The organism is Fodinibius sp. (genome assembly GCF_041642155.1).
In the GTDB taxonomy this organism is placed as follows: Bacteria; Bacteroidota; Rhodothermia; order Balneolales; family Balneolaceae; genus Fodinibius.
This window is the reverse complement of sequence record NZ_JBEPWZ010000100.1, coordinates 1-10,036: the sequence shown is the minus strand read 5'-3', so window position 1 is coordinate 10,036 and position 10,036 is coordinate 1. Positions and strand designations below refer to the sequence as shown.

At 49.9% G+C, this 10,036-nt stretch carries 7 protein-coding genes and 1 pseudogene; 3 read left to right on the top strand and 5 right to left on the bottom strand.

Annotated features, from left to right (window positions below; genetic code table 11):
• A partial coding sequence (locus tag ACESLU_RS07735; RefSeq protein WP_372637457.1) for a T9SS type A sorting domain-containing protein occupies positions 1 to 2,300 on the top strand: 2,300 nt, incomplete at its 5' end.
• A 79-nt stretch (positions 2,301 to 2,379) separates the two neighbouring features.
• Here ACESLU_RS07735 and ACESLU_RS07730 read toward each other — a convergent pair.
• Both ACESLU_RS07730 and ACESLU_RS07725 read right to left on the bottom strand, forming a co-directional pair.
• A complete protein-coding gene (locus ACESLU_RS07730) occupies positions 2,380 to 3,000 on the bottom strand; it encodes a thioredoxin family protein (RefSeq protein WP_372637455.1) in 621 nt (206 codons plus the stop codon).
• A gap of 146 nt (positions 3,001 to 3,146) precedes the next feature.
• Entirely contained in the window at positions 3,147 to 4,028 is an 882-nt protein-coding gene (locus ACESLU_RS07725) for a UbiA family prenyltransferase (RefSeq protein WP_372637452.1), read from the bottom strand.
• 393 nt (positions 4,029 to 4,421) lie between these two features.
• On the opposite strand from ACESLU_RS07725, the gene ACESLU_RS07720 reads away from it, so the two are divergent.
• Positions 4,422 to 5,360, top strand: a complete 939-nt coding sequence (locus ACESLU_RS07720) for a 3-methyladenine DNA glycosylase (protein ID WP_372637449.1) — start codon at positions 4,422 to 4,424, stop codon at positions 5,358 to 5,360.
• Between the two features lie 107 nt (positions 5,361 to 5,467).
• Here ACESLU_RS07720 and pyk read toward each other — a convergent pair whose 3' ends face one another.
• The 3 genes from pyk to ACESLU_RS07705 form a co-directional block, all read right to left on the bottom strand.
• The gene (gene pyk / locus ACESLU_RS07715; protein WP_372637447.1) at positions 5,468 to 6,901 is read right to left on the bottom strand and encodes a pyruvate kinase; all 1,434 of its coding nucleotides are present in this window, start codon (positions 6,899 to 6,901) and stop codon (positions 5,468 to 5,470) included.
• 395 nt (positions 6,902 to 7,296) lie between these two features.
• Positions 7,297 to 8,709, bottom strand: coding sequence for a GWxTD domain-containing protein (locus ACESLU_RS07710; RefSeq protein WP_372637445.1), 1,413 nt, complete (start codon positions 8,707 to 8,709; stop codon positions 7,297 to 7,299).
• 213 nt (positions 8,710 to 8,922) lie between these two features.
• Positions 8,923 to 9,426 (bottom strand): phosphoheptose isomerase, encoded by a 504-nt coding sequence (locus ACESLU_RS07705; protein WP_372637442.1) that lies wholly within the window; start codon positions 9,424 to 9,426, stop codon positions 8,923 to 8,925.
• Positions 9,427 to 9,749: 323 nt separating this feature from the next.
• Between ACESLU_RS07705 and ACESLU_RS07700 the strand changes: the two are divergent.
• Positions 9,750 to 10,036 (top strand): annotated as a pseudogene (locus tag ACESLU_RS07700) (electron transfer flavoprotein beta subunit/FixA family protein); the annotation flags it as partial.

Sequence of the window (10,036 nt, the reverse complement as noted above, 5' to 3'; positions counted from 1 at the left end):
CCGTGGCCGGTGACGGGACCCTCGCAGCCGTTATTTCCGAAGCCTCTTTTGACGATCAACAATCCACCGATCCCGGTTCTCCCAATCACAACCCGGGCGTATTCATCTCTACCGACGACGGACAAAAATGGACCGAGGTCACCCCCGATACGTATCCCGACACCCACCGCAGAAGCGTGCTGAGCTTTGCCCCGGGTAATCCCGATATTCTGTATGTGTTAACCCTGAAGGGAGCTAACGATACAGAAAACCAGGGCGTAAGTTTTCACAAATTGGATCTGTCCGCCGGCAGTGCGGAGGACCGCTCGGAGCACCTGCCCGACTTTCGCGTTGACGACGAAGATACCGGCTATATGGAAATGCAGGGCGGATATAATATGGAAGTGGCTGTAAAGCCGGACAATGAAGATTTCGTGCTGGTGGGCGGCATCAACCTTTTTCGTTCCACCGATGGGTTTGCGACCACGCCGGAAGGAGGATATGACGGGGAGAACGAGGCCCAGAAAGATCAATATTGGATCGGTGGCTATAACAAAAATAACAGTTTTACCCAGTACCCCAACCAGCATGCCGACCAGCACCGGGTAATTTTTCCCGAACCCTCCGCCGATCCCGACCGCATGTGGGCGGGTCACGACGGGGGACTGAGTTACACCACCGATGTTACGGCGGAATCGGTAAGCTGGGAGGATCGCGACGACGGCTACGTGACCTCTCAGTTTTATACGGCCGCTATCCCCAACTTCGCGGATGATAACCGGCGTGCGGGCGGCACACAGGATAACGGAACACCCTTTTTCCAGGCCGGGGCACAGAACAGCCAGAATACCCAGGACATCTCCTCCGGCGACGGGGGGCATGCCTATTTTACGGAGAATTACCTCTACGTTTCGCAGCAGGAAGGCGGAGTCATCCGCTGGGAGGATGATTTCAGTGAACTCTCGTATGTCTATCCCTCCGCGGCGGAAAATCAGCTGTTCATTCATCCCTACCAGGTGGACCCCAATGACGAAAACGTTATGTATTACCCGGACGGGCATTACATCTGGCGAAATACCAGCCTGAATACCATTCCCAATGATAATTCCAGCTCGGGTGCTACACAGGGATGGGAGGAGCTGTCCGACCTGTCGGTTGGCAGCGGAAACCTGATTTCCTCCCTTGCCGTGTCCACCGTCCCGGCCAATATATTGTATCTGGGAGGATTCAGCACGAATGGTGAGCCCGTTATCAAGCGCATTGATAATGCCCACACGACTACGGATGATATAACCGATGTATCGCTCCCCGGCGATGCCGGGCTCAACGGCGCCTATCTCAAGGATATTGCCGTGAATCCGGGCAATGCCAACGAAGTGCTGGCGGTGCTTTCCAACTATAATATCGTCGGACTCTACCATACGAGCGACGGCGGCGAGAACTGGACGGCCGTGGAAGGAAATTTGACGGGCAACGAGTCCAATCCCGGTCCCTCTCTGAGATCCGCGGCAATCATACCGGCCGAAAACGGTACCGTCTATCTCCTGGGCACCAGCACGGGTTTGTATTCAACGCAAACGCTTGAGGGGGCCAATACGGAATGGGGACAGGAGGCCGCCGATGTTATCGGGAATGCGGTAACGGACGATGTGGCAGCCAGGATTGCAGACGGCGATATAGCAGCCGGCACGCATGGACGCGGTATGCTTTCCGGTGATTTCGGGGGTACGGTGGATATCTCCGATATCCCCTGGATTGAGCTGGATAAAACAGAGGAAAGGGTTGGTGAACCGGTGGTCATACGGGCGGAAAATTTCGAGTTTAATACCACGGCATCCGAAAATGAGGTTATACTGACCGATCGATACAATAACCAGACCAGAGAAACCGAGGCTACGGTCCTTGATGCAACGGCCGGCGAGCTCACCATTGAAGTACCCCGCGATGCCATCTTCCCGGAGGCCCCGGACAATGAAGTGATGCTGAAGGTCCGCTCAAACGGTACCGAACCGGCGGCGGTTACCTTTACGGTGCTTCCCCCGATCCGTTTTTCGCTTAACCAGAATTACCCGAACCCTTTCAGGGGTACGACGAATATCCCGTTTGATGTCTCCGAAGACAGTGAAGTCAGTCTTACTATTTATTCTATCAACGGGCGGAAAGTAATCGAGCCTCTTCGTGCCGAATCTTTTAACGCGGGTTCGTACGATGAACAGATCGATCTTTCCCACCTCGCCAGCGGAATTTACATCTATCGCCTGGTAGCACAGTCGAGCAGGGGGACGCAAATAGACTCCAAAAAAATGACGCTTATACATTAAGACCGCCGGCCTTCCCTCGAAACCTGAATGATGGCCGGCCGGTCCGCTAAATCCCGCGGTCGATGCCAGGTTCAATTCTTCATTCAGACCACTGTTCGATCAGCTCTTCAAATTCTTCCTGTATATCTTCTGTCCGGTTGCCTGCATACCATTTGTGCAGCCTTTCAGCCCACTCTTTCGTACTTATTTCCGGATCATCCTTCCACTGCATCGCTTTCTGCTGCGCTTCCCCCGGCCGGGGACCCCATGTCCCGAGCTCTTCCAGCGTCTCGGCCTCAAGGCACACCAGCTTGGGAATCGAGCGTCCCCCGTTCGTCAGGTACTCATCCATGATATCGGGGTGTTCATCCCGTAGTATAAGCCTCAGGTTAACATGGTCATTTTGTTCGGCCATCCTGACCAATACCGGTATATTTTGGGCGGCATCTCCGCACCAGGCTTCCGTCAGTACCAGCCAGATCCAGTCCTCATCCACATCCTGTAACGCTTCTTTCAGTGAATCTGATAGCCGGACCTGCTTATCCAGGCGGTTCATCCGGTGGACATTCATTTTGGTATAATTAATCATCGCTTCCGAATGATTCGTGCCGGTGGTCTTCCCCTCCTCAAGCAACCCATCGATCAGTGACCGGTACCTTTCATAGCTCATGCCGCTGTCAATGACTGCCGGGGTAATACTTTGTCCTATTATCTGATTCATAAATTCACAGTTATCTTAATAGTGCAACACCTTCAGCGGTTAGGGGCAGCTAATCTTCCTCCTCCAATGGCAATTGAAGGTCGAAAGCCTTCCCCATGCAAGGTGTCTTTATTTACGCTTTTTGCTGTTAGGAAGGCACAACGCATTTATTTTAAAAACCATTCAACAAATGCAAAAGAGTTCGTAAAATCATTATGTTTAGCGAATAGCGCAATTACCAGAAAGGATACAAACGCCATGGAAGTCCGGTATTTTACCTGCATCACACTTCGATAATCCCCTTCGTTTTTTGCCATCATTACTTTTAGCTTCTTGCCTACCAGGATGCCTGTAACACCTCCTGTCGTTCCGAATAACAGGCCCAGCATCAAATGTTGCAATCCTATCGCTAAAGTCACCAACAGCAATCCCACTGCGAAGGAGACTTCAAAAAAGCGCATAACCGTATACCTGCCATAGGAAACGGCAAAGGTTCGATCTCCCCTTCGCAGATCTTCATCTTGCTGGTAGATCTGTGATACCGGATACAGGCTTAACAGGATCAAGGTCACGCCCGCGGCTGCAATCCATATCGAGGGGTGTAGCGGGCCGAATCCTGTGGCATAATAGCCCAGCAGTACGGCATTAAAGCCCGTGCTGATCCCAATAGCAACAAGGCTCATGAGGGGACGTCCTTTCCAGCGGGACCAGGGCGAGGAATATAACCAGAAAAGGACCATGCTCAACAGGTAGATTCCCACGAAAAAGCCCCCCATCGGAATAGCCAGCAGGAGTCCTGCCACCTGCATAAGCAGCGAAGCAAACCACATCCATCGGGCCATCGGTGGAGGGTTTGGAAGTCCCCCCACGGGACCCTCGTCCCGGTCCCAATACGAATTATAGGCTGTCGCTCCACCAAAAAGAAGCAGATGCACATTAAAGAACTGTATTACAAACCATTGCAGGTTAAAATGATCGCTTAAGAGGGCTCCCAGTAAATAGGCGCCCGACAGGATAAAAAGTTGATAATGGAGGCGAAGGTGTAACACAAAGTGCCAAACCTGATTATCCCCACCCGCTTTACCTCGGTCTGATTCAGCCACGGATTATTAATATTTGTGAATATTCACCTGTAGCATACCCATTTTGGACGTATCAATCCACCGCGAAAAAAAGCTGTGTTATTCATAAGGCCTCCGTCCCCGTAAACCCGTCGAAAGTTGTATTGGCCTCATCAGACGGCTCTTTGTCAGGGACCACGCATGGTCCAGCCTCCGGAGCATCGAAACTGCCGGAGAAAACGTATTTGAACATTAGCCCGGTCCGGAAATTTAATTATCTTAACCCTGTCCGACACTGGCTGACACACCGCGCTGCTGCGCTTATCACCTGAACACCACTAATTAATATGCTGAAAGATTGTTATATTACAACATATGAATATGAAATCACCTGAGCCCACAACAGTATCCCCGGATATTCATACACAGCTTGCCCCCGGCGAATGGCAGCGACATAAAGCCCGTCATGAACAAACGATCGGGGAGCTCATTGACCCTTACCTGCAGCGGAGGAGCGAGCAGCAAAAAGATCCCGTTATGGACTTTTTATTTGAATATTACGCTTTCCGTCCCTCGCACCTGCGCCGGTGGTCGCCGGGACTGGGCGTGCTGTTGCTCGAGGGACATCTTCACGACTGGCCGTTTGAAGAGATGACCAGTCGGAACAACGGTTGCTTTCTCGACATCACGCATTTTTCTGCGGACCGCCTTTCTTCGCTTAAGTGGATCTTGGAGGTTTTACAGAATTCAGCGGACCGTCGTCCCTCTTTCGGATGCTTCGGTATGCATGAGTGGGCCATGGTTTACAAGGCCGACAGGATCAGGCACCAGTACCTTTCCCTGCGGATGGACAGGGATGAGCTTGCTGCTTTTGTAGAATCACGTCCCCTGGCCTGCACTCACTTTGACGCCTTCCGCTTTTTTACGGACGAGGCCAAGCCGCATAATAAGTTTGAACTGAACAGAGAGAACTTCCACAGGATGGAACAGCCCGGCTGCCTGCATACCAATATGGATCTCTATAAATGGGCGTTCAAAATGTATCCCTGGATTTCGAGTCGTACGATTCGCCACACTTTTGAACTGGCCGTCGAAACGCGTATCGTCGATATGAAAGCCAGTCCCTATGACCTCAGGCACCGTGGCTTGGATCCCATTAAAATTGAAAACGAATCGGGCCGACGGGAATACGTAAAAAAACAGCATGCTATCTTTAAAAGATCAAAACCCATCCGGCAGCAGCTGATCAAAGAATACCGGCGGGTACTGCATTCCGCAAACCCGGTTCATCGTGCCACACAGGAAGGCGTGAAGAAATAGCACGTATCTACGGAGTATGACCTGCACTCCCTGGTGAGCAATGGGATATGGGATAGAAGAAACACGGTAAAAGAAATGGGTGGAACTGTATTGTATCGTCCTGGCATCTATTCTATGGTACTGACCTTAATCATATTGGTCCGCCCTTTTTTGGCAATCGGCATACCTGTAGCGATAATAGCCCGTTCCCCGACCTGGGCGAGGCCGTGGGCCTTAAGGTAATCCTCCATCATCCGCACGCTCTCGTCCGTATTAAATATTTCATCGATCTTTACGGGTTGAACGCCCCAGACCAGTCCCAGTTGACGGCGTACTTCATCACTTTCGGTAAACGCCACCAGCGGTACGCGGGGACGAAATTTGGCGATTCGCCGCGCCGTTGTGCCTGAATGCGTGATTGTGCTGATAACGCGGGCCTCTACATTATCGGCGAGCACAACACATGAATAAGCCAGCGATTCAATAATCTGTTTCTCCTTCCATTCCGGCTGTCGGTAATCGAGACTGCGATACATATCGGGCGCGTTCTCTTCAATAGACCGACATATTTTATCCATGGTCTTGATGGATTCTACGGGATATTTACCGGCGGCGGTCTCCCCGGAAAGCATGACCGCGTCAGTGCCGTCAAGTACGGCGTTGGCCACATCCGAACTCTCAGCACGGGTGGGACGGGCGTTTTCCACCATCGATTCCAGCATTTGTGTAGCGGTAATAACCGGTTTCCCGGCTTTTCGGCATTTGTCAATAATATTTTTCTGTACCAACGGCACTTTCTCACTGGCAATCTCAATTCCCAGGTCCCCGCGGGCCACCATAATGCCATTCGATTCTTCTATAATTTCGTCGATCACCTCTACCGCTTCGGGTTTCTCAATCTTGGCAATGATGCCTGCATTGGAACCCTCTGCGCGCACTCGTGATATCACATCCTGAATATCACCGGCCGATCGGACGAATGACATCGCAAAGTAGTCGACATTCTTCTTTGCGGCGAATTCCAGATCTTTAACATCTTTGTCCGTCAGCGACGACATGGAGAGGTTAACGTCAGGAAGGTTTACGCCCTTTCGTGATTTTATCAATCCCCCCACAACTACCTGGGCCACCAGGCTGTCCGTATTTTTTTTAATCACCTTGAGCTCAAGCAATCCGTCGTCGACCAGAATACGGTTCCCTTCCGAGGCATCCTGTACCAGGTACGGGTAATCAACGGGAATACGTTCAGAAGTCCCCTCCACCTCTTGCGTCGTAATCGTTATATAATCATTCTCTTTTATCGGTTGTCCCCCTCCCTTCATGGTGCCCACCCGGATTTTGGGTCCCTGCAGGTCCGCTAAAACAGGTAAACTGACCTCGTACCGATCGGCCACTTTTCTGATCTTTCTGATAACGTCGGCATGTTCATCGTGCGTACCGTGTGAAAAGTTTATTCGTGCTACGTTCATACCGTTCCGAACCAGCGCATCTATTTTCTCTTCCGTATTGCTGCTGGGACCCAAAGTACAAACAATTTTTGTTCGTCGTTCGCCTGTGTTCATCTACGTTCTGATATTTCCAAAGTTATAAATTCACTACTTCTCGCGACTAACGCGGATTTCTCACCAGGAAATTTGTTCTTCAGCAAGGCAAAGGAAAAATAGCAGCGCAGACGTACCCCCTGTGCCCGGCATGCTATTTTGGTCTTCAATGCCGCTGATGGTCAACCTGCGAAGTATGTTACATACTGTCATATTTTTTTGACCTCAAAAGTCGATATAAGTTTATCTGCATCAAAAGGTTACAACAATACACCATACATCTTTGTGAGAAATACGGGCTAAAGTATAACGCACTGTTTAAACCAACCCATGAAAGCGCTTTAATGTATGAAATAAAATTCGGAAACGATATCTGGAGATGAAGATGAAACGGGCTTAGATTTGCTGAAGTCTCATCATATCTGCCGCGTGAGGATCTGGCCGGTCAGCCATAGCTGGCGCTGCTGGTATTGAACCGTATAGTAGTAATTGCTGCGGCGCAAAAGATAGTGATAAAAGGGATAATACTTATTTCTTAGTTTGGGCTGATCAAAATAATAAGAATAATCCGGATCGCTGTGATTATAGGAGTAATACCATATCAGCTCTTTCAGACGATCTCTGGTATACCAGGGAGCGCCAAAGAGCACATAGATCATCCCCAGATCGGTTTTCCAGCCCTCTTTAAAGTTAGAGAACTGCTTATTGGCCTCTTCCACCCGCTGGTAGTACATCTCGATAACCTGCCGGGCCCGGTTGGTATTGCCTATATTTTTTAGCCAGAACCGATCCACTTCTTTTTTCAAAGAATCAGCGTTCGAGATCTCCATCATATCCTCATGGTCCCCCTCTCCCATCAGGTATATCAGGGGGCGTGCCAGTTCCTTTGCCGTACTGATATTAGGATAGTTTTTGCTTTTAACGCCAAAGTCACGGGCTTTAAACAGCTCTTCTTCCTCACCGCGCCGGGCATTCACCGCAAAACGATAGTTCCCGCGGCCCGGGGCAGCAAATTTATATTCAATATAGGTACTGCTGTAATCCGTTAAAACACGCTGGCTCGATTGCAGCTCGGTTTCCTCATCATAGTCAATACCTTTATATTCTATGGAAGAGGGACTGTAATTGGAGTAATGCATTGGCCGGGGGTAGCTGGTGTCCGATTCAAAGTGAAGCAGTTGCGACCGGATCTGCATACGCTCGTCAGTACGCGGACTGATTACCTGGAATACGAAGCGAAGCGAATCTACCTCCCCCTTTACATCGTAGGTGTTGAGCTGCTCCCAATCTCCCCCGGCGTTCTCTTTTCCGAACATCTGGATATTTGACAAATTATAATCACCCTGCTCGGTTTGCGGGATGGCCGTTTCGACTGACTGCGTAATATTCTTTTCGGTATTCAGATCCGTTATGCTGACCAGCACCCGGTACCTGCTGGGGTCTACGGCATGAGTAAATGTCAAATCCAGGGCTTCGCGGCTCGAAGTAACAGCCTTGTCGGTGCTTTTTACCGTCCTTTCCATCTGATTGGAAACCAGGATATTGTTAGAATCCTCCAGGTCCTGAACCTGGTATTCCACCAACATGCGCGCCTGCAGCGTATCATCCTCTTCCTTATAGATGAGGCTGCCCTTCACTACCTCGGCCGTGATTTCAAGAATGGTATTATTCTCTTCGTCAACGAATCCAAAGGCAGCGGTACGGAATTCAGGATGACCGGCCTTGAAGTTATATCCCGTACCCCGCTCAATATCCAGATTCCTGGAAGCGCTGCACGATACCAGGCAAACTGCAAAAAAAGGCAATATATAACGACCCATACGCTTCATAGCAGGTATATTAACATTTTACCACGACGCTATTATCAAATGAACAGCTTTGTGGTATTGACGGACGTCCATCGAATACTACAATGTAGAAACCAGATATATAAGAATAAAATTTTTCTGTAAAATAGCTGTCTTATTTTTACTCTTGTGTACCTCAATTTATGGAAACAAAGGCCTTGTTCACCGCCCATTTGCACGGTGAATGCTCCCCGCCTACCGACCAAAATCATCCTGCAGGCGTACAATATCATCTTCGTCCGAAGGATGGGCGGGATCGGTATGCTGCCATATCTCCGCAAGTACGCCCCAGTTATCAAGTCCGACCAGCCGATGGCGTTCTCCCTGCCGTAAGGTGATAACATCTCCGGAATCATACTCCTCAAGATTGCCCTGCTCATCCGTTTCGCTTGTGACAACCCCGGCCGGTCCTTTGATAACTTTCCATATCTCGGCACGCCGGTGATGGTATTGCCAGGATAACCTTTTGCCGGGCGCTACCATAAGAACCTTGGGACTCAGCTTACCTGATATGGTCAGGTCGTCCATGGAGAGATGAGGAAAATAAGTGCTGGCAAATTCCTGTGCCTGTTGCTCATCAATGACAAAAAACCCTCCCCACGGGCGTTGCCGATCCTGGTCAACAATAGTAAATCCCTGATTGTTAATCTTTTGAGCCACTTCTTCAAAAACCTCTTGCTTTTCCGATGGTATGCGCATATAAAATAAATTGGTGAGTAAATAACAGACTTAGCAAATGGATTTCATTGCCATTGCCAAAACCTCTGAAACAGGATCGCGATCCGGCCAGCGCGTACGCCTGCGCAGATCTCCCTGAAAATAGGAAATAATATCATCTTTTAAAGCACAACCTGCGTATTACCACCCCGAAATGAACCCTCTAATTCCTTCAATACCCCTCTGACCTTCACACCGACACACAGGACGAAGGCCGGGAACGTACTGAAAATTAAAGATCAGGTTTTGTATATTAAACCTGAGACGAGATAACTATTCCCTATTCCAATTGAAATTTTTGCGTTATGAAATTTTATATTTGTATAAAGCAGGTTCCGGATATCAACGCCCCCCTCCAAATCAAAGACGGTGATCTGATCCAGGATACCGACCGCACGGTCCTTAACGCCTACGATGCTTCAGCGGTAGAAGAGGCCCTGGTGCTTACAGAAAAGCACGGGGGGGAAGGAGAAGTGGAAGTAGTACTGGTCGGTCCCGATACCGCCTCGGAAACCATTCGCAAGGCACTGGCTATGGGAGCCGACAAAGCGACCCACATCCGGACCGGCGGGAACATCGACTACGATTCGTC

Bases quoted from the DNA above. Each gene is read 5' to 3' on its own strand.
- ACESLU_RS07730 (WP_372637455.1), bottom strand. From the start codon at position 3,000: ATGAATCAGATAATAGGACAAAGTATTACCCCGGCAGTCATTGACAGC.
- ACESLU_RS07720 (WP_372637449.1), top strand. From the start codon at position 4,422: ATGAAATCACCTGAGCCCACAACAGTATCCCCGGATATTCATACACAG.
- pyk (WP_372637447.1), bottom strand. From the start codon at position 6,901: ATGAACACAGGCGAACGACGAACAAAAATTGTTTGTACTTTGGGTCCC.
- ACESLU_RS07710 (WP_372637445.1), bottom strand. From the start codon at position 8,709: ATGAAGCGTATGGGTCGTTATATATTGCCTTTTTTTGCAGTTTGCCTG.
- ACESLU_RS07705 (WP_372637442.1), bottom strand. From the start codon at position 9,426: ATGCGCATACCATCGGAAAAGCAAGAGGTTTTTGAAGAAGTGGCTCAA.